Source organism: Mycobacterium sp. 852002-53434_SCH5985345 (assembly GCF_001667155.1).
Taxonomy (GTDB): domain Bacteria; phylum Actinomycetota; class Actinomycetes; order Mycobacteriales; family Mycobacteriaceae; genus Mycobacterium.
Genome location: NZ_LZIE01000034.1, coordinates 24,021 through 42,592 on the forward strand (window position 1 = coordinate 24,021; position 18,572 = coordinate 42,592).

At 69.5% G+C, this 18,572-nt stretch carries 19 protein-coding genes; 7 read left to right on the top strand and 12 right to left on the bottom strand.

Annotated elements, in window-relative coordinates; translation table 11 throughout:
• Positions 1-6: 6 nt before the first annotated feature.
• Positions 7-4,584 carry an ATP-dependent helicase gene (locus tag A5756_RS07400; RefSeq protein ID WP_066949800.1) on the bottom strand — a complete coding sequence of 1,526 codons (4,578 nt, stop codon included), beginning with the start codon at positions 4,582-4,584 and terminating at the stop codon, positions 7-9.
• Between the two features lie 38 nt (positions 4,585-4,622).
• On the bottom strand, positions 4,623-5,294 hold the full coding sequence (locus A5756_RS07405) for a TetR/AcrR family transcriptional regulator (RefSeq protein WP_066949803.1): 672 nt from the start codon (positions 5,292-5,294) through the stop codon (positions 4,623-4,625).
• 278 nt (positions 5,295-5,572) lie between these two features.
• Here A5756_RS07405 and A5756_RS07410 point away from each other — a divergent pair, with 278 nt between their 5' ends.
• Both A5756_RS07410 and usfY read left to right on the top strand, forming a co-directional pair.
• On the top strand, positions 5,573-5,956 hold the full coding sequence (locus A5756_RS07410; protein ID WP_066949806.1) for a hypothetical protein: 384 nt from the start codon (positions 5,573-5,575) through the stop codon (positions 5,954-5,956).
• 97 nt (positions 5,957-6,053) lie between these two features.
• The gene (gene usfY, locus A5756_RS07415; protein WP_066949809.1) at positions 6,054-6,365 is read left to right on the top strand and encodes a protein UsfY; all 312 of its coding nucleotides are present in this window, start codon (positions 6,054-6,056) and stop codon (positions 6,363-6,365) included.
• A gap of 134 nt (positions 6,366-6,499) precedes the next feature.
• On the opposite strand, the gene A5756_RS26205 is transcribed toward usfY, so the two are convergent.
• A complete protein-coding gene (locus A5756_RS26205) occupies positions 6,500-6,646 on the bottom strand; it encodes a hypothetical protein (RefSeq protein WP_197505307.1) in 147 nt (48 codons plus the stop codon).
• A gap of 107 nt (positions 6,647-6,753) precedes the next feature.
• On the opposite strand from A5756_RS26205, the gene A5756_RS07420 reads away from it, so the two are divergent.
• Positions 6,754-7,191 (top strand): ATP-binding protein, encoded by a 438-nt coding sequence (locus A5756_RS07420; RefSeq protein WP_055405180.1) that lies wholly within the window; start codon positions 6,754-6,756, stop codon positions 7,189-7,191.
• Entirely contained in the window at positions 7,188-7,976 is a 789-nt protein-coding gene (locus A5756_RS07425) for an RNA polymerase sigma factor SigF (protein ID WP_066949812.1), read from the top strand. The genes A5756_RS07420 and A5756_RS07425 overlap by 4 nt, the downstream gene beginning before the upstream one ends.
• On the opposite strand, the gene A5756_RS07430 is transcribed toward A5756_RS07425, so the two are convergent.
• From A5756_RS07430 to A5756_RS07465, 8 genes are all read right to left on the bottom strand, one after another.
• Positions 7,947-8,378 carry an STAS domain-containing protein gene (locus A5756_RS07430; protein ID WP_066949815.1) on the bottom strand — a complete coding sequence of 144 codons (432 nt, stop codon included), beginning with the start codon at positions 8,376-8,378 and terminating at the stop codon, positions 7,947-7,949. The genes A5756_RS07425 and A5756_RS07430 overlap by 30 nt on opposite strands.
• 176 nt (positions 8,379-8,554) lie before the next feature.
• A complete protein-coding gene (locus tag A5756_RS07435) occupies positions 8,555-10,348 on the bottom strand; it encodes an acetyl/propionyl/methylcrotonyl-CoA carboxylase subunit alpha (RefSeq protein WP_066949818.1) in 1,794 nt (597 codons plus the stop codon).
• Positions 10,349-10,456: 108 nt separating this feature from the next.
• A complete protein-coding gene (locus A5756_RS07440) occupies positions 10,457-10,894 on the bottom strand; it encodes a SufE family protein (RefSeq protein WP_066949821.1) in 438 nt (145 codons plus the stop codon).
• Positions 10,891-11,784, bottom strand: a complete 894-nt coding sequence (locus A5756_RS07445; RefSeq protein ID WP_066949824.1) for a sulfurtransferase — start codon at positions 11,782-11,784, stop codon at positions 10,891-10,893. The genes A5756_RS07440 and A5756_RS07445 overlap by 4 nt, the downstream gene beginning before the upstream one ends.
• A gap of 39 nt (positions 11,785-11,823) precedes the next feature.
• Complete coding sequence (locus tag A5756_RS07450; RefSeq protein WP_066949933.1) at positions 11,824-12,312, bottom strand: pyridoxamine 5'-phosphate oxidase family protein; 489 nt, start codon at positions 12,310-12,312, stop codon at positions 11,824-11,826.
• Positions 12,309-12,965: a nucleoside triphosphate pyrophosphatase gene (locus A5756_RS07455; protein WP_066949828.1), complete on the bottom strand. Its 657-nt coding sequence runs from the start codon at positions 12,963-12,965 to the stop codon at positions 12,309-12,311. Before A5756_RS07455 ends, A5756_RS07450 begins: the two co-directional genes overlap by 4 nt.
• The gene (locus tag A5756_RS07460) at positions 12,962-13,219 is read right to left on the bottom strand and encodes an acyl-CoA carboxylase subunit epsilon (RefSeq protein ID WP_066949831.1); all 258 of its coding nucleotides are present in this window, start codon (positions 13,217-13,219) and stop codon (positions 12,962-12,964) included. Before A5756_RS07460 ends, A5756_RS07455 begins: the two co-directional genes overlap by 4 nt.
• Positions 13,220-13,275: 56 nt before the next feature.
• Entirely contained in the window at positions 13,276-14,916 is a 1,641-nt protein-coding gene (locus tag A5756_RS07465) for an acyl-CoA carboxylase subunit beta (protein WP_066949834.1), read from the bottom strand.
• 35 nt (positions 14,917-14,951) lie between these two features.
• Between A5756_RS07465 and A5756_RS07470 the strand changes: the two genes are divergently transcribed.
• Genes A5756_RS07470 through A5756_RS07480 form a run of 3 tightly spaced genes read left to right on the top strand, consistent with a single transcriptional unit; the run spans position 14,952 to position 17,878 of the window.
• The gene (locus A5756_RS07470) at positions 14,952-16,496 is read left to right on the top strand and encodes an FAD-binding protein (protein WP_066949837.1); all 1,545 of its coding nucleotides are present in this window, start codon (positions 14,952-14,954) and stop codon (positions 16,494-16,496) included.
• A 17-nt stretch (positions 16,497-16,513) separates the two neighbouring features.
• Complete coding sequence (locus tag A5756_RS07475; RefSeq protein ID WP_066949840.1) at positions 16,514-17,326, top strand: biotin--[acetyl-CoA-carboxylase] ligase; 813 nt, start codon at positions 16,514-16,516, stop codon at positions 17,324-17,326.
• A 33-nt stretch (positions 17,327-17,359) separates the two neighbouring features.
• Positions 17,360-17,878, top strand: coding sequence for a PH domain-containing protein (locus A5756_RS07480; protein WP_066949936.1), 519 nt, complete (start codon positions 17,360-17,362; stop codon positions 17,876-17,878).
• Here the strand turns inward: A5756_RS07480 and A5756_RS07485 are convergent.
• The gene (locus A5756_RS07485; protein ID WP_066949843.1) at positions 17,833-18,492 is read right to left on the bottom strand and encodes a GtrA family protein; all 660 of its coding nucleotides are present in this window, start codon (positions 18,490-18,492) and stop codon (positions 17,833-17,835) included. The two genes, A5756_RS07480 and A5756_RS07485, sit on opposite strands and share 46 nt — an antisense overlap.
• Positions 18,493-18,572 lie beyond the last annotated feature (80 nt).

The following is an 18,572-nucleotide window of genomic DNA, read 5'->3' on the forward strand; positions in this document are numbered from 1 at the left end:
GGGGCCTTACCGGAGCCGAAGTCCGCGCGGTGTGCGGGCGAACCCCGCCTCCTGCAAGCCGTCCGCCACGCGGCTGGGCCCGTTTTGGGGCTGCAGCGCCGGTGCGCCGTCGATGCGTTCGACCAGGATCGACGCGACGCGCCGGGAGGCGACCAGCTCGGCCAGCGCCGTGGCCGCCGCATGGTGGGCCGCCGGGTCGTCGGTGAAGGTGAGCAGTGAGCGCCCGCCGCGCTCCAGGAACCAGGCCAGGTGGCCGTCGACCAGCACGACGAGCGCGCCGGCCTTGCGGCCCGGCCGCGCGCTCTCCGCGCCGGACGCCGGCCACGGCAGCGCGGCGCCGTAGGGATTGGCCGGGTCGGCGGCGGCCAGCACGACAGCGCGGTATTCCGGCCGCTCGGGGTCGATCCCATCGCTGTAGCTGCGCAGCCGGTCGACGGTCGAGGCGACGGCGAACTGGGCACCGCCCAGCGACTCGACGAAATAGCCGCGCTGGCACCGGCCGGCTTCCTCGAAGGTGCTCAGCACCTTGTAGAGCGTCGCGAACCCGCCGGTGACGCCCTCGGCCGCGACCGCGCCCCGGGTCAGCACGCCGTGGCGGCCCAGCAGCAACTCCGCCTGGTAGTGGGCGCGCACCGTGGAATCGGGCTCGGGCGGCGGCAGGGCCGACCACCGGCCCGCCACCGTCGGGTCGGCGGGGCGGGACTGCGCGTGCGCCACGCTGTACCGGCTCAGCCGCGGTGGCCGATGTGAGCGGTGCGCCGGGGCCGAGCGTTTGCGGTTGCCCACGCCGCCGAGCATCGCGCGCACCGGCGCGAAGGTGTCACCCGTGACCCACCCGGCCCAGATCAGCTCCCACAGCGCGGCTTTGAGCTCGGCGTCGGTGATGCCGCTCTGGGTCAGATGACGGAAGAAGTACGCGCCGCCGCCGGCCAGCGTGTCCAGGATCGCCCGGTGGGCCTCGGTGAAGTCGATTTCGGCGGGCCCGGCCAGCGTCAAGGGCGCGGAGTCGCCCACGTGCAAGGCGACCCAGCCGTCGCTGGCCGAGATCGACCCTGCGCCCGACCAGGTCACCTCCCCGGTGGCGAGCAGCTCGTCGAGCATGGCGGGGGAGTAGCCCCGGACCCGCGGGCCCAGCACCAGGGGCTCGATCGCCGAGGCCGGCATCCGGACCCCGGCCAGCTGGTCGACCACGGACATCAGCCCGTCCAGCCCCGAGTGGCCCGACGAACCGGGGGAGGCCACCCGGTGCCAGGCCGGCAGGAACCTTCCGTACGCGGCGGTGCTCACCGGTTCGACCTGCGCGCGCAGCGCGGCCAGCGAACGCCGCCGCAACACTCGCAACACCTCGGCGTCGCACCACTGTTCGCCGCCGGGCGCCGCGGAGGTTTCCGTGGCGGCGACGAAGTCGCCGCGCACCAGCCGGCCGTCGGCGGCCAGCCGGCCCAGCACGTCGGCCGTCACCCGCAGCCCCAGCCCGAACCGGCCCGCGGCCGCGGCGGTGGTGAACGGGGTGTGGGTGCGCGCGTAGCGGCCCAGCAGCTCGCCCAGCGGGTCGGCCACCGCCTCGGTGAAGGCCGCCGGCACGCCCAGCGGAACCGGCGCCCCGACGCCGTCGCGCAGCCGGCCGATGTCCTCGATGGCCACCCACCAGCTGCGGCCGGCGAACGACACGGGCAGCACCCGCCGCGCCGCGAGCAGGCCTTCGAGCCAGCCGCCCACCTCGGCGCCGCCGGCCCGGGCGGCGACCTCGTCCTCGGTCATCGGCCCCAGCAGCCGCAGCAGGTCCGCGCCGCCGTCGGCGTCGCGCGCGGCCCGGTCCGCCGACAGGTGCTGCAGCTGGCGGGCGGTCGCGGCGATGACGTCCGGGTCGAGCAGCTCGCGCAGCTCGACCCGGCCGAGCAGCTCGGCCAGCAGCGTGCTGTCCAGCGACAGTGCCGCGGCCCGGCGCTCGGCCAGCGGGGTGTCGCCCTCGTACATGAAGGCGCCGACGTAGCCGAACAGCAGGGACGCCGCGAAGGGCGACGGCCGCGCCGTCTCCGTTTCGAGCACCCGCACCTTGCGCTGGGCGATGCCGGCCATCAGGGCGACCAGGGCGGGCACGTCGTACACGTCCTGCAGGCATTCGCGGATGGTTTCCAGCACCACCGGGAAGTCGGGGTATTTGCGGGCCACGTCCAGCAGCTGGGCGGCCCGCTGGCGCTGGTGCCACAGCGGCGATCGCTTACCCGGGTGCCGGCGGGGCAGCAGCAGCGCGCGGGCGGCGCACTCCCGGAACCGCGACGCGAACAGCGCCGAACCGCCCACCTCGTCGGTGACGATCGGATCGATCTCGTCGGCGTCGAAGACGAACAACTCGGCGCCGGGCGGGGTCTCGCCGTTGTCGGACAGCATGTCCGGCAAGCGCACCACGATGCCGTCATCAGAGGCGGTCGGTTTTTCGTCGAGGCCGTAGCGTTCGCGCAGCCGCCGGCCCACCGCCAGCGCCAGCGGCCCGTTCACCCGCAGCCCGTAAGGCGAGTGCAGGATCACCCGCCAGTCGCCCAGTTCATCGCGGAACCGCTCGACCAGCAGGGTGGTGTCGGTGGGGACCACGCCGGCGGCGGTCCGCTGCTCGTCCAGCAGCGCCCACAGGTTGTCGGTGGCGTAGGCGTCGAAACCCAGGCCCGCGCACCGGGCGTCGAAGGCGGCGCGGTCGAGTCCGGCCAGCTCGCCGGTGAACGCGCCCAGCGCGGCGCCAAGCTCGGCGGGCCGGCCCGCGTCGTCGCCGCGCCAGAATGGCAGCCGGGCCGGCTGGCCGGGCGCGGGGATCACCAAAACGCGGTCGTGGGTGATCTCGGTGATTCGCCAGCTGGTGGCGCCCAGCGAGATGACGTCACCGGGCCGGGACTCGTACACCATCTCCTCGTCCAGTTCGCCCACGCGCGACGGCTTTTCCGACTCGCTGGCGAGGTAGACGGTGAACATGCCGCGGTCCGGGATGGCGCCGCCGGAGGTGACGGCCAGCCGCTGCGCGCCGGGCCGCGCCGTCAGCGTGCCGGTGTCGCGGTCGTAGACCAAGCGGGGACGCAGCTCGGCGAACTCGGTGGAGGGGTACTTGCCCGACAACAGGTCGAGGGTGGCCTCGTACACGCTGCGCGGCAGCGTCGCGAAGGGGGCGCTGCGGCGCACCGTGTCGAACCACCGGTCGGCGTCCAGCGGCTCCAGCGCGGCGGCCGCCACGGTCTGCTGCGCCAGGATGTCCAGCGGGTTGGCGGGCACCCGCATCGTCTCGATTTCGCCGGCGAGCATCCGCTGCACGGTCACCGCGCAGCCGATCAGGTCGGTGCGGTGCTTCGGGAACAGCACGCCCTGGGATACCTCGCCGACCTGGTGGCCGGCCCGCCCGATGCGTTGCAGGCCGCTGGCCACCGACGGCGGCGCCTCCACCTGGATCACCAGGTCGACCGCGCCCATGTCGATGCCCAGCTCCAGGCTCGACGTCGCCACCACCGCCTTGAGGATCCCGCGCTTGAGGTCCTCCTCGACCAGGGCGCGCTGCTCCTTGCTGACCGAGCCGTGGTGGGCGCGGGCCAACAGCGGCTCGGCGCCGTAGGTCTGGCCGCTGCCCATGATGTGCGCGGGCGCCCCGCCCGCCACCTTCGGGTTGGTCTCGCCCGACAGCCCCACACCACAGCGTTCGGCGTGGATCTCGTTGAGCCGGGCGGTGAGCCGCTCGGCCAGGCGCCGCGAGTTGGCGAACACGATGGTCGAGTTGTGCGCCTCGATCAGGTCGACCAGCCGCTCCTCGACGTCGGGCCAGATGCTGTTGTTGGCCAGGTTGGCCATGTCTGGCACCGGCACCTGCACCGCCAGCTCGACGGTCTTGGCCGCCCGGGGCGCGACGATGGTGGTCGGTTGCTGACCGGACAGGAACCGGGCGAGCTCTTCGGGTGGGCGCACCGTCGCGGACAACCCGATGCGCTGTGCGGGCAGCCCCTCCCGCAGCTCTTGTGACAAGTCCTGGAGCCGCTCCAGCGACAGCGCCAGGTGCGCGCCGCGCTTGCCGGCGGCGATCGCGTGGATTTCGTCGACGATCACCGTCTGCACGCCGGCCAGCGTTTCGCGCGCGGCCGAGGTGAGCATCAGGAACAGCGACTCCGGCGTGGTGATCAGCACGTCGGGGGGACGGGCGATGAGCTGCCGGCGTTCGGCGGGCGGGGTGTCCCCGGAGCGGACGCCGACGCTGATGTCGGGCGGGGGGAGTCCGTGGCGCTCGGCGATGCGGGTGAGGCCCGCCAGCGGGGTGCGCAGGTTGCGCTCGATGTCGACCGCCAGCGCCTTGAGCGGGGACACGTAGAGCACGCGGGTGCCGGCCGGCCTCGCGGCCGAGCCGTCAAGACCGCCGCGCGTGGCGAGGGAGTCTAAGGCCCACAGGAACGCCGCGAGCGTCTTGCCGGATCCGGTCGGCGCGATCACCAGCGTGTTGTCGCCGTCGGCGATGGCGTCCCAGGCTTCGGCCTGCGCGGTGGTGGGACCGGCGAATGTGCTGGTGAACCATTCGCGCGTGGTCGCGCTGAACCGGCCTAACGGGTCACGGGTGGTCACCTCACCATGGTGCCAAGGCGTACCGACAAGAGCGCGGGCTAGCGCGGCTGGATTCGGGCCGTCGCCATCGCGTGGGACAACTCCTCGGGTATCTCGGGCACCCGGGCGATGGCGTCGAACAGTGAGTGCGCGCAGGCGTCGGCGAGGCGGTCGGCGTTGATCGTGGGATCGATGATGCGCTGGCGACACAGCTCGAACGTGAACGCCAGCCAGCCGTGACAGATCACCCGCAGGTCGCGCTCGACGTCGCCTTCCAGCTTCGCCCCGGAGATGTTGGCCACCAGGTCGTGGATGCGACTCATGATGTGTTCGAGCTGGCGGTTCTTGGCTTCGTCGTCAACGCCCAGCAGAACCGGGTCGGACCGGCCCAGCCCGACGTAGGCGGCCCAGGCGGCCTCCGGATTCTGCTCGTGGTAGGCCATGTACGCCATGACCCCCATCCGCACCTCTTCGTACATGGTGAGGCCGGTGGCGTCGTCCATATTGGTGGTCTCGTACAGCCGGTCGGCCTCGTCCTTGACCACGGCGGCGAAGAAGGCGCGCTTGTCGGGGAAGTAGTGATACATCAGCGCCCGGGACACGCCGGCGCGTTCGGCGATCTCGTCGATCCGCACCTCGTCGTAGGGTCGCTTTCCGAAGACATCGGCCCCCAAAGCGAGCAGCTCAGCGCGTCGATCCTCGGGGGATAACCGCCTTCGGCCTGTCGGCATGTGAGAGATAGTACTCACCGGTCCTGAGTCGCCGACCACATTGCGTCTTTCCCGGCTCCACGCCCCGGGCCAGCGGTAATCCCTCCGAATAATTGACGGTGCGGGCTATTCGCGCGCCGGCGGGAATTTGGCCGGCAATACCCGGGACTGAGCCGTTTTACGGGGTTTGCCGACGGGTATTTGTCCCCATGCGATTTCCGCTTGTCATCGCGCGGTAACCATTGCGGCGCAGCAAACGATGAACAAAACATTGATTACCCGGGATATGAGGGGCACGGATGCACAAGGCGGATGAGCGATCGGGTGGTGATCGCTTGGGACAGGAAGACGGCGAGGTGCGTGCCGCCATCCGGTTCGCAGCATTGGCCGCGGCCGTGGCGGTCGGCTTCCTGGTGATGGCCGCGCTCTGGGTGAGCACTTGTCCTGGTACCGGTGTGGACACCGCGGCGTGCGGCGCGCCACAGCGGACATTGCTGGCGCTGGGCGGACCGCTGATCCTGCTGGCGGCCGGCCTCTGGGCATTCCTGCGGACCTATCAGATATGGAAGGCGCAGGGCACCTGGTGGGGATGGCACGGCGCGGGCTGGTTCCTGTTCACGCTGATGGTGTTGATGGTCGCCATGGGCGTGGCCCCCATCGCAGGCCCGGCGCTGGTCCTCTGACTGGGGTCTCGCCAAAGGCCTCCCGGGCGATCTACCGTTGATGGTGCAACCCGTATTGAGCTGCGAATGGTTTTACCAACCTCCCCTAGGAGCAGCCATGGGAGACACATTTCACGACCCCGTCGACCATCTCAGGACAACGCGGCCACTCGCCGGGGAGTCGCTGATCGACGTACTGCACTGGCCCGGCTACCTGTTGGTGGTGGCGGGTGTGATCGGCGGATCCGGAAGCCTGTCGGCGTTCGGCTCCGGACATCAGCACGAGGGCATGACCGCCGGGGTGGTGGCGATCATCGCCACGGTTCTCGGGTTGGTGTGGGTGACGCTCGAGCACCGGCGGATCCGGCGGATCGCGGATCGCTGGTACGCCGAGCACCCCGAGGTCCACAGGCAGTGGCCGGCCAGCTAGGAGCGCTTGCGCCGCGGCGCCGCTGAGCGCCGAACCCATTTTTGCCGGGAAGTAAACGCGGGTGGTTACCCGCCTCGTCGAGTGGGTATCAGGTGTGCACCATGATGAGTGCCGGAAGGGTTGCGTCAGCGTGGTCACCCCATGGGGGGCAGGAACACGAAGACACCGACATAGATGCCTACAGCGAGAAATACCAATACGACCAGCGCGATCCCGGCGATCGTCGCCATGCGCTTGAGCCGCCGTGTCCGAGCCGTTTCGGTGGTTTCCGGCCCGTCCATATCGGGCCGCACACCCGGCGGAAACCATGACTAACCGGCTCGAACGCACGGTCCACGGCGGGCTGCGGGGCGGTAGTAGTGTCAGTCAAACATTGCCGGGAGACCAGATGAACGATGCGGGATTGCGCACTAACAAACGTCAGCGTGGCCATCGTGCCGTCGAATTGCACGTCGCGGCACGTCTGGAGAACTTGGCGATGCTGCGGACGCTGGTTGGTGCGATCGGCACCTTCGAGGACCTGGACTTCGACGCCGTAGCGGATCTGCGGCTTGCGGTCGACGAAGTGTGCACCCGGCTGATCCGCTGCGCGACGCCCGACGCAACCCTCGTCGTGGTGGTGGACCCGCAGGACGACCAGTTGGTGGTCGAGGCGTCGGCGGCGTGTGACACCCACGACGTGGTCGCTCCCGGCAGCTTCAGCTGGCACGTGCTGACGTCCTTGGCCGATGACGTCCAGACATTCCACGATGGTCGCGAGCCCAACCAAACCGGCAGCGTTTTCGGTATCACGCTGACGGCGCGACGGGCGGCCTCCAGCAGGTGACACCACCAGCTGCCGGCGGTTCGGTCTCGCGCCCGAACGAGTACGCCGATGTCCCGGAGATGTTCCGAGAGTTGGCCACTGTGGACGGCGACTCGATGGAATTCCAGCGTCAACGGGACAAGATCGTCGAGCGCTGCCTGCCCCTGGCCGATCACATCGCCCGCCGGTTCGAGGGCCGCGGCGAGCCCCGCGACGATCTCGTCCAGGTGGCGCGCGTGGGGCTGGTCAACGCGGTGGTGCGGTTCGACGTCGAGACCGGCTCCGACTTCGTGTCCTTCGCGGTGCCCACGATCATGGGCGAGGTCCGCAGGCACTTTCGCGACAACAGCTGGTCGGTCAAGGTGCCGCGGCGCCTGAAGGAGCTGCACCTGCGCCTCGGCACCGCCACCGCGGATCTCTCGCAACGACTCGGCCGGGCGCCCACCGCGACCGAACTGGCCGCCGAACTCGACATGGACCGCGAGGAGGTCGTCGAGGGCCTGGTGGCGGGCAGCTCGTACAACACTTTGTCCATCGACAGCGGCGGCGGCAGCGAGGAGGACGAAGCCCGCGCGATCGCCGACACCCTGGGCGACGTGGATACCGGCCTGGACCGGATCGAGGATCAGGAGTCGCTTCGCCCACTGCTGGAGGCCCTGCCCGAGCGGGAGCGGACGGTGTTGGTGCTCAGATTCTTCGAGTCGATGACGCAGACCCAGATCGCCGAGCGGGTCGGCATCTCTCAGATGCACGTGTCCCGGTTGCTGGCGAAGTCGCTAACGCGGCTGCGCGACCAATTGCAATAGGAACGGCGGCTCTTCGCCCTCGGCTCGCAGCGGTTCCAGCAGCGGCTCGGCCGCGTGCGTCGTCACCGGGAGGGTGCCGTCGGGGTCGCAGATGCGCAGCAACCTCGCCACCGCCGGGCTCGGCGCCATCGCCCAATCCAACTGGGCGCCCGAGCAGACGACGTTGATGCGGTGTAGCGCTGAAAAGCCTGCTGTGCCAATGAATTTCAGGCCGCGCAGGTCCAGGATCACACGCCGGGAACGAGCGACGACGTGTCGGACGTAGGCGGCGAGCTGATCGGCGTTGGCGGCGTCGAGCTCACCGTCCACGGTGACCAGGGTTCCCGCTGGGTCCCAGCGCGCGGTGAACTGCGCCGCCCGGCTGTGCTGCCAAGATTGGGCCACAGACATTACTGACTCCATCCGTAGAGCAGTTGTGCTGCGGAAAACGTCAAGCGTGAATTGAAGCGAAAAAACAGGGAGTTCGTCTTCCCCACGCCCTTTGACGTAATCCGGACGGCTGTGAACTCAACCTGACCCGAACGCTACCCGCGTCAGACCTAGTCGACAACTGTTTCCCAGGATTATCGTCCGACGGGCTATTTGATCTCGGCGAGCACCGTGCCCTGGGTGATGGCGGCGCCGGCCTCGACCGCAAGTCCGGTGATGACACCGTCCTTGTGCGCGGTGACCGGGTTCTCCATCTTCATCGCCTCGAGGACCACGACCAGGTCGCCGGTGGCAACCTCCTGTCCCTCCTCGACCGCGACCTTGACTACGGTGCCCTGCATGGGCGCGGTCACCGCGTCGCCAGAGGCGGCGCCCCCGGCGTGCGCCCCGCGCTTGCGCGGCTTGGGCTTCTTGCGGATGACGCCGGCCGGGTCCGCGGCACCGTTGGAAAGCGCCAGATCGCCGGGCAGCGACACCTCGAGCCGCCGGCCACCGACCTCAACGACCACCGTCTGGCGGGGCCGGGCGTCCTCCTCGTCGAGGGGCTCGCCGGCGGTGAAGGGCTCGATGGTGTTGTTCCACTCGGTCTCGATCCAGCGGGTGTGCACCGAGAAGCTGTCGCCGTCACCGATGAAGGCGGGATCGGACACCACGGCGCGGTGGAACGGGATGACGGTGGCCAGCCCCTCCACGTGGAATTCAGAAAGAGCACGGCGGGAGCGGGCGAGGGCTTCTTCCCGGGTCGCGCCGTACACGATCAGCTTGGCCAGCATCGAGTCGAACTGGCCGCCGATCACCGAACCGGCCTCGACGCCGGAGTCCAGGCGAACGCCGGGCCCGCTGGGAGTGTCGTAGCGGGTGACCGGGCCGGGCGCCGGCAGGAACCCACGTCCGGCGTCCTCGCCGTTGATCCGGAATTCGATGGCGTGGCCGCGTGGCGTCGGATCCTCGGTGAGATCCAGCTTTTCGCCGTTGGCGATCTTGAACTGCTGCAGCACCAGGTCGATGCCCGCGGTCTCCTCGGTGACCGGGTGCTCGACCTGCAGCCGGGTGTTGACCTCCAGGAACGAGATCAGGCCGTCCTGGCCGACCAGGTATTCCACGGTGCCGGCGCCGTAGTAGTGCGCCTCCTTGCAGATGCGCTTCGCCGACTCGTGGATCTCCTTGCGCTGCGCGTCGGTCAGGAACGGCGCGGGCGCCTCCTCCACCAGCTTCTGGAAGCGGCGCTGCAGGGAGCAGTCGCGGGTGCCCGCGACGATGACGTTGCCGTGCTGGTCGGCGATCACCTGCGCCTCGACGTGGCGGGGCTTGTCCAGGTAGCGCTCGACGAAGCACTCGCCGCGGCCGAAGGCGGCGACGGCTTCGCGTACCGCCGACTCGTACAGGTGCGGGATCTCTTCGATGGTGCGCGCGACCTTCATGCCGCGGCCGCCGCCACCGAAGGCCGCCTTGATGGCGATCGGGACGCCGTACTCCTCGGCGAAGGCCACCACCTCGTCGGCGTCCTTGACGGGGTCGGGCGTGCCGGGCACCAGGGGGGCCTGGGCGCGTGCGGCGATGTGGCGGGCGGTGACCTTGTCACCGAGGTCGCGGATCGACTGGGGGCTCGGGCCGATCCAGATCAGGCCGGCGTCGAGGACGGCCTGCGCGAAATCGGCGTTCTCCGAGAGGAAGCCGTAGCCGGGGTGGACGGCGTTGGCGCCCGACTTGGCCGCCGCGTCGAGGAGCTTGCCGAAGTCCAGGTAGGACTCCGCGGAGGTCTGGCCACCCAAGGCGAACGCCTCGTCGGCGAGGCGCACGTGCGGGGCGTCGGCGTCGGGCTCGGCGTACACCGCCACGCTGGGCAGCCCCGCATCGCGGGCCGCGCGGATCACCCGGACAGCGATCTCGCCGCGGTTGGCGACAAGCACTTTGGAGATCCTCGAGCTGGCGTGACTAGCCACTGCGCCTCCTGTTTGGCAGATCTGAAGCGGACGTGTTTCCGCCGTGGGCTTCTTTAAGAGAGTTTCTTACAACTCCCGGGAAGTCTAAGCGCCGCGCCGTGAGGCCGATCAGGCGGTGCCGGAATTCGGAGCCGACTCGCGCACCCGCCGCTTGATGCGAGCGAGCATCGCCGACATGCCGCGCAGCCGCAGCGGGCTGATCAGCGCGGCCAAGCCCAGGTCGGTGTAAAAATCCTCGGGCACCGCCAGAATGTCGGCCGCGGGCTGCTCGTCAAGACCGGCGGCCAGGATCGACGCGAACCCCCGGGTGGTCGGCGCCTCGGCGGGCGCGCTGAAGTGCAACCGCACCCGGTTCGGGTCGCTGGCATCGACGTGGAGGAAGAGCGGGGTCTGGCATTCGGGCACCGGCTCCATGGCCTGCTCTTCCAGCTCGGGGGGCAGTGCCGGGAGGTCGTTGGCGAATTCCAGCAGCAGCGTCAGCTTGTCCTGGCCCTGGACTTCGGCGAAGTCGGAGACCACCTCGGCTAACGGGGCGGGCAGCGTCATCGGACCGGAACGGCCCCCGGCTCTTCGCCGGCGACGATCGGCGTGCGCACGGTGTTGCCCCACTCCGTCCAGGATCCGTCGTAGTTGCGCACCCCGGGCTTGCCCAGCAGGTACGTGAGCACGAACCAGGTGTGGCTGGACCGCTCGCCGATGCGGCAGTACACGACGGTCTTGTCCTCGGGATCGATGAAGGCGTAGAGCTCCTCGAGCTCCTCGCGGCTGCGGAATCGCCCGCTCTCATCGACCGCCTTGGCCCACGGGATGGACCGGGCCGTGGGGATGTGGCCGCCGCGCAGCACGCCCTCCTCCGGGTAGTCGGGCATGTGCGTGCGCTTGCCGGTGTACTCGTCGGGCGAGCGCACGTCGATCAGCGGCTGGCTGCCCAGGATGGCCAGGACGTCGTCCTTGAAGGCCCGGATGGGTTCGTCGTTGCGCGCGACGTCGGGATAGCCGGTGGAGGTCTTGGTGGGGACGTCCAGGGTGGTCTCCCGGCGCTCGGCCAGCCACAGGTCGCGCCCGCCGTTGAGCAGGCGCACATCGGGGTGGCCGAACAAGGTGAAGACCCACAGCGCGTAGGCGGCCCACCAGTTGCTCTTGTCGCCGTAGATCACCACGGTGTCGTCGCGCGAGATGCCTTTGCGGTCCATCAATTCGGCGAACTGCTCGCCGTTGATGTAGTCGCGGACCCTCGGGTCGTTGAGGTCGGTGTGCCAGTCGATCTTGACCGCGCCGGGGATATGGCCGACGTCGTAGAGCAAGACGTCCTCGTCGGATTCGACGATCACCAGGCCGGGGGTGCCCTGGTGGGCGGATAGCCAGTCGGCGGTGACCAGCCGTTCGGGGTGGGCGTAGGCCGTCAGAGTCGGGCTTGGATCCGGGGGTAATGCCACGCCTTCGAGCCTACCGTCAGGGCTCAATTGGCCATCGGGTCAGTGCTTGCGGACCACCCGCTCGGGCACGCCGGGGTTCCAGATGGTGACGTCAAGGTGGCCGTCGCGGACCTCGACCGCCGATGCCCCGGTGATCTCGGCGCCGAGCAGGTCGAATCGCTGCTCGCGCAGGTCCAATCCGGTCTCGGAGAACAGCGTCTCGGCCAAGCGCCGGTGCACCGCGCCGTAGGGAACGACGCGGGCCAGGCCCCACAGCTTCGCGTCGCCGTCGATCACCTCGGTGTCGACCGTCGCGGTGTGCAGACAGAACCTCGGGTCGCGCGCCAGATCGAGGAACTTGGTGGTGGCCGGCATCCCGGGCAGCCATAACTCTTCCTCGAAGATCCGCGGCTCCATCGGGCTGATCCGGGGGAACCCGTCGGAGCGCAGGGTGGCCAACATGCACAGGTTGCCGTTGGCGCTATGTCGACGGGTGAAGATGCCGGCGATGCGCGGCGCTTGGGCGGTGAACTCGGTCCACGTGGTCATGGCTTGACCCTTGGGTTGCTCGGCGTTGCCGCCCACAGCTCGGCTATCGACAACCCGGCCCGCTGCAACATGGACCGCAGCAGCGGCAGGCTCACACCGATCACGTTCGACGGGTCCCCGTCGATCCCGTCGACGAACCAGCCGCCCAGCCCGTCGAGGGTGAACCCGCCGGCCACGTGCAGTGGCTCGCCGCTGGCGACGTAGGCCCGCAGGTCCGCCTCCGTGGGTGCGGCGAAACGCACCGTGGTGCAAGCGGATTCGACTTCGCGATGGATGATCGCGCCGCCCTCCAGCCGCAGCAGGCAGTGCCCGGTGTGCAGCCGGCCCGACCGGCCAGCCATGCGGCGCCACTGGGTCATCGCTTCGTCGGCCGACCCCGGCTTGCCGCACAGTTCGCCGTCGAGGTAGAGCATCGAATCACAGCCGACGACAACGCAATCGGCGGTGACGGTGCCGGCCAGCTCGCCCGCGACGCGCTCGGCCTTGGCCTCCGCCAGCGCGCACACCACCTCAGCGGGCGCGGCTTCGGGCCCCAGCTCCGCGACGACGGCGTCTTCGTCCACGCCGGAGACCACGACCAGCGGATCGATGCCGGCCTGGCGCAGCACCTGCAGGCGGCCCGACGAGGCCGACCCGAGGACCAGCCGGGTCAATGCTTCATGTGCGTCATTTGCTGCATGGTGAGCCGCTGGTAGTTGGACATCGCGAATCGCAGCCGGTCCACCGGCAGGCCCCAGCGGGTGGGCTCGGGTTCGGTGGGCTCGGGGACGCCGCCACCGACGACACCGAGCGCGGTGACCAGCGCGGCCACCTCCTCGTCGGTGGGGCGACCCTTGAGGACGTGGATGTGCGGCTCGTGCGGCTGGTGCGCGGCTTCGGTTGTCTCGGAACCGTTTTCGTCGCTCATGGCCGAATCGTTCGCCCCACTCCCGTCGCTCACTGCGTTCGCACCGTTCGTCCGGCTCACAGCGGAATGTTCCCGTGCTTCTTGGGGGGCAGGTGCGCGATCTTGCGTTCCAGCAGCCGCAGCGCCGTGCCGATGTAGCCGCGGGTGTGCGACGGCGGGATCACCGCGTCGACGTAGCCCCGCTCGGCGGCGACGTACGGGTTGACCAACGTGTCCTCGTACTCCTGCTGCAGCTCCAGCCGCAGGGCGTCGACGTCCTTGCCCTCCTTGGCCGCCTCGGCCAGCTGCTTGCGGTAGACGAAGCCGACCGCCCCGGAGGCGCCCATCACCGCGATCTGCGCGGTCGGCCAGGCAATGTTGACGTCGCAGCCCATGTCCTTGGAGCCCATGACGCAGTACGCGCCGCCGTAGGCCTTGCGGGTGATGACGGTGATCTTCGGGACGGTGGCCTCACCGTAGGCGAACAGCAGCTTGGCGCCACGCCGGATGATGCCGTTGTATTCCTGGCCGGTGCCCGGCAGGAAGCCCGGGACGTCCACCAGCATGATGATCGGGATGTTGAAGCAGTCGCAGGTCCGGACGAACCGGGCCGCCTTCTCCGAGGCGTTGATGTCCAGGCAGCCGGCGAACTGGGTGGGCTGGTTGGCCACGATCCCGACCGGCCGGCCCTCGATGCGGCCGAAGCCGACGACGATGTTGGTGGCGTAGCCGTTCTGGATTTCCAGGAACTCGTCGTCGTCGAGGATGCGGGTGATCACCTCGTGCATGTCGTACGGCTGGTTGGCCGAGTCCGGGATCAGCGTGTCCAGCTCGAGGTCCTCCTCGGTGAGGTTGTCCTCGATGGCGCCCTCGGGGACGGGCTCGGCGTAGCGCGGCGCGTCGGTGGCGTTGTTGGGCGGCAGGTAGCTGAGCAGGTCGCGCACCCAGTCGAAGGCGTCCTGCTCGCCCGAGGCGACGTAGTGCAGGGTGCCCGACTTGGCCATGTGGGTGTGGGCGCCGCCGAGCTCCTCCATCGTGACGTCCTCGCCCGTGACTGTCTTGATGACGTCCGGCCCGGTGATGAACATCTGGCTGGTCTGGTCGACCATCACCACGAAGTCGGTCAGGGCGGGGGAGTACACGTGCCCACCGGCGGCGGCGCCCATGATCAGCGAGATCTGCGGGATCACGCCGGAGGCCAGGATGTTGTTCCGGAAGATCTTGCTGTACAGGCCGAGGGAGACGACGCCCTCCTGGATGCGCGCGCCGGCGCCGTCGTTGATGCCGATCAGCGGGCGGCCGGTCTTGATCGCCAGTTCCTGGACCTTGACGATCTTCTCGCCGTACACCTCGCCGAGGCTGCCGCCGAACACCGTGGCGTCCTGGCTGAAGATGCACACTTCGCGACCGTCGATGGTGCCGTAGCCGGTGATCACGCCGTCGCCGAGCGGGCGGTTGTTGTCCAGGCCGAAGTTCTTGCTGCGGTGGCGCGCCAGCGCGTCGAGTTCGACGAACGAGTCCTCGTCAAGCAGGGCGAGGATGCGCTCGCGGGCGGTCAGCTTGCCCTTGGCGTGCACCTTCTCGACGGCCTCTTCGCCCACCGGGTGCAGCGACTCTTCCCGGCGCTTATGCAGTTCGGCCAGCTTGCCTGCGGTGGTGTGGATGTCGATGGTGTGCTCAGCGGCCGGCTCCGCGGTGTGGTCGGTAACGCTTGTCATGGGATCCGAGCTTAGCGGCGGGCTAGTCTCCGCTGATGGACTGGGCGACCGAATGCGATCTGCTGGTCGCGGGATCGGGCGGTGGCGGGGTCACCGGTGCCTACACCGCGGCGCGCGAAGGCCTGGACGTGTTGCTGGTGGAGGCGACGTCGAAATTCGGCGGGACCACCGCCTACTCCGGTGGGGGCGGCGTCTGGTTCCCGTGCAACCCGGTGCTGGTGCGAGCCGGAGTTGACGACACCATCGAGGACGCGCTCACCTACTACCACGCCGTCGTCGGTGACCGCACCCCCCGTGAACTGCAGGAAACCTATGTCCGCGGCGGCGCCCGGCTGATCGAGTACCTGGAAGCCGACCCCCTGCTGAAGTTCGTGCCGTTGCCCTGGCCGGACTACTACGGCAAAGCGCCGAAGGCGCGGCTGGACGGCCAGCGCCACATCGCCGCGAAGCCCTGGAAGGTGGCCGCCGCCCCCGAACTGCGGGAGGTCATCCGCGGGCCGCTGGACACCGACCGGCTCGGGGCGGAACCGCCCGCCGACTACTACCTCGGGGGTCGCGCGCTGATCGCGCGGTTCCTCAAGGCGATCGAGCAGTATCCGACGGCCTCGCTGCGGCGTGACACCGCACTGGTCGAGTTGGTGATGTCCGGAGGGGCGGTGACGGGCGCGATCGTCGAGAGCGACGGTGAGCGCCGCGCGATCCGGAGCCGGCTGGGGGTGCTGCTGGCCGCCGGCGGCTTCGAGAACAGCGAGGAGCTGCGGCGCAGATACGGGGTACCGGGCGCGGCCCGAGACACCATGGGCGGCCCGGGGAGCCGGGGGCTGGCGCTGCAGGCCGGCATCGCCGCGGGCGCTGACACCGACCTGCTGGATCAGGCGTGGTGGTCGCCGGGCATGACCCACCCGGACGGCCGGTCCGCCTTCGCGCTGTGGTTCACCGGTGGCATCTTCGTGAACCAGGACGGCAACCGGTTCGTCAACGAGTCCCGCGCATACGACCGGGCCGGCCGCGAGATCATCGCGCAGCTGCAGGACGGGTCAATCACGTTGCCGTACTGGATGATCTACGACGACGCCGACGGCGAGGTGCCGCCGGTGAAGGCGGCCAACGTCTCCATCGTCGAGACGGAGCGCTACGTCGCCGCCGGCCTGTGGCACTCCGCGGACACCCTGGAGGAACTGGCCGACAAGATCGGTGTTCCGGGCCGGCAGCTGGCGGCAACTGTGGCCCGGTTCAACGGTTTTGCCGCGTCCGGCGTCGACGAGGACTTCGGCAGGGGCGACGAGGCTTTCGACCGTGCGTTCTCGGGGGGCGCCTCGCCCCTGGTGCCCATCGATCGCCCGCCATATCACGCCGCGGCTTTCGGCATTTCGGATCTGGGCACCAAGGGCGGCCTGCGCACCGACACCGCCGCCCGCGTGCTCGACACTTCCGGCAAGCCCATCCCCGGCTTGTACGCCGCCGGCAACACGATGGCCGCGCCCAGCGGCACCGCCTATCCCGGCGGCGGCAACCCGATCGGAACCAGCATGCTGTTCAGCCACCTGGCTGTCCTGGACATGAGCCACCGGCGCCGCTGAGTTCTACGCTGGGTCCGGTGACAGACCGAGACCAGCTCAGGGCACCGCTGGACCAGGCCGCGCTGCGCGCCGAACTGATCGGCACCGGACTGGGCTGGCGGCGACTCGACGTCGTCGAACAGACCGGCTCCACGAACGCCGACCTGCTCGAGCGAGCGGCGTCAGGGACCGACGTGGCCGGGGCGGTGCTGATCGCCGAGCACCAGACGGCGGGCCGCGGGCGACACGGCCGCAGCTGGTCGGCCACCCCGCGGACCCAGATCACGATGTCGGTCGGCGTCAGCATCGTCGACGTGCCGACCGCCGGCTGGGGCTGGTTGCCCCTGGCCACCGGGGTGGCGGTGGTCGACACGGTGGCCCCGCTGCTCGGCGGGGTTCCGGTGGGGCTCAAGTGGCCCAACGACGTGCTGGCGGGCGCCCCCGAATCCCCGGGCAAGCTCGCCGGCATCCTCGCCGAGGTGGCCCGTCCGGTGGTGGTGATCGGTCTGGGACTCAACGTGTTTCAGGCGCCCGACGGCATCGAGGGGGCCACCTCGATGCTCGACCTCGGTGTGCAGGCTCCCGACCGCACCCTGCTGGTGTGCGGGCTGTTGTCCGAGCTCGGCCGGCGGATCGTGGCGTGGCGCGCCGCGCGCGGGGCGGACTGGGCGCTGGCGGCCGACTACCGGGCGCGCAGCCTGACCATCGGCCACCGGGTGCGGGCCCACCTGCCCGGCGGCAAGGAAGTGGTCGGGGACGCGACCGCCGTCGACGACCAGGGCAGGCTGTGCATCGACACCGGGGGAGAGACCGTCGTCGTCTCGGCGGGCGACGTGGTGCATTTGCGCTAGTTGTCCGGCCCCGCGCGGCTAATGTCGGCGGGCATGAGCTACCCGGATAACGTCCTGGCCGCGGGCGAGCAGGTTATCGTCCACCGCCACCCGCACTGGAAGCGGTTGATCTGGCCCGTCGTGGCCCTGCTGTTGGCGACCGCCCTGGCGGCGTTCGGATCGGGATACCTGAACTCGACGCATTGGGGTCAGCTGGCCAAGAACATCATCTATGGCGTCATCTGGGGCATCTGGCTGGTGATCGTCGGCTGGCTGACGCTGTGGCCGTTCCTGAGCTGGCTGACCACTCATTTCGTCGTGACGAACCGGCGGGTGATGTTTCGGCACGGGGTGCTCACCCGCACCGGAATCGATATCCCCCTGGCACGGATCAACAGCGTGGAATTCCGCGATCGGATCACCGAGCGAATGTTTCGCACCGGGACGCTGATTATCGAATCGGCGTCACAGGATCCGTTGGAGTTCTATGACATTCCGCGCCTGCGCGAGGTGCACGCGCTGCTGTATCACGAAGTCTTCGACACCCTGGGTTCGGAGGAGTCGCCCAGCTGACCCCACCGGCCGGCCCGGTTGCGCCAGGTGCGCAGCGGAGTGACGTTCCCGCCCTCGATCTCGTCCTCGAGCATCTCGGCGATGCCGCCGGCGGTGAGGGCGGATTCCAGTGCCTTGTCGGGGTTGCGCGCGAACTCGTCGGGAAACACCCAGCGCCGGAACGCCCAGAAGCGGAAGGCCATCTGCAGCAGGTTGCCGATGATGTAGGCCGAGATGAAGTCGGCGATGTTTTCCACGGTCAGCGAGACCATCGGCTCCCGCAGCTGCAGGACGTAGCTGGAGAACCACAGCGGCGCCATGGACAGCAGCACCCCCACGCCGCTGAAGGCGAAGAACAGCAGCGCCTCGTGGTGCCGTTCCCGGCCGCCGCGATCGCGGAAGCTCCACTCGCGGTTCAACACGTAGGAGGCGATCACCGCGACGATGCCGGCGATGACCTTCGCGGTGACCGGCTTGGAGTCCAGAATTGTCAGCTTCAGGGTGTAGAAAATCGCCGAGTCGATCACGAACGTGGTGCCGCCGACGATGGCGAATTTGATCAGCTCGTGGTGGCGCAGCAAATAGGGCTGAATAAACCCGGGCATGCGCTCGATTGCGGCGTCGGCGAAGGGCACAAGTGGTCAGTGTACGGACGGACACAAAATCGACGCAAAATCGTACATAACGATTCGGTGTCACCGCCGGTCAACACGCC

Excerpts from the sequence above, each read along its gene's own strand:
- A5756_RS07430 (WP_066949815.1), bottom strand. The coding sequence starts at position 8,378 with ATGGAGTCAGTAATGTCTGTGGCCCAATCTTGGCAGCACAGCCGGGCG.
- A5756_RS07440 (WP_066949821.1), bottom strand. The coding sequence starts at position 10,894 with ATGACGCTGCCCGCCCCGTTAGCCGAGGTGGTCTCCGACTTCGCCGAA.
- A5756_RS07460 (WP_066949831.1), bottom strand. The coding sequence starts at position 13,219 with ATGAGCGACGAAAACGGTTCCGAGACAACCGAAGCCGCGCACCAGCCG.
- A5756_RS26205 (WP_197505307.1), bottom strand. The coding sequence starts at position 6,646 with ATGGACGGGCCGGAAACCACCGAAACGGCTCGGACACGGCGGCTCAAG.
- A5756_RS07450 (WP_066949933.1), bottom strand. The coding sequence starts at position 12,312 with ATGACCACGTGGACCGAGTTCACCGCCCAAGCGCCGCGCATCGCCGGC.
- A5756_RS07480 (WP_066949936.1), top strand. The coding sequence starts at position 17,360 with ATGAGCTACCCGGATAACGTCCTGGCCGCGGGCGAGCAGGTTATCGTC.
- A5756_RS07470 (WP_066949837.1), top strand. The coding sequence starts at position 14,952 with ATGGACTGGGCGACCGAATGCGATCTGCTGGTCGCGGGATCGGGCGGT.
- A5756_RS07420 (WP_055405180.1), top strand. The coding sequence starts at position 6,754 with ATGAACGATGCGGGATTGCGCACTAACAAACGTCAGCGTGGCCATCGT.
- usfY (WP_066949809.1), top strand. The coding sequence starts at position 6,054 with ATGGGAGACACATTTCACGACCCCGTCGACCATCTCAGGACAACGCGG.
- A5756_RS07465 (WP_066949834.1), bottom strand. The coding sequence starts at position 14,916 with ATGACAAGCGTTACCGACCACACCGCGGAGCCGGCCGCTGAGCACACC.
- A5756_RS07405 (WP_066949803.1), bottom strand. The coding sequence starts at position 5,294 with ATGCCGACAGGCCGAAGGCGGTTATCCCCCGAGGATCGACGCGCTGAG.
- A5756_RS07410 (WP_066949806.1), top strand. The coding sequence starts at position 5,573 with ATGCACAAGGCGGATGAGCGATCGGGTGGTGATCGCTTGGGACAGGAA.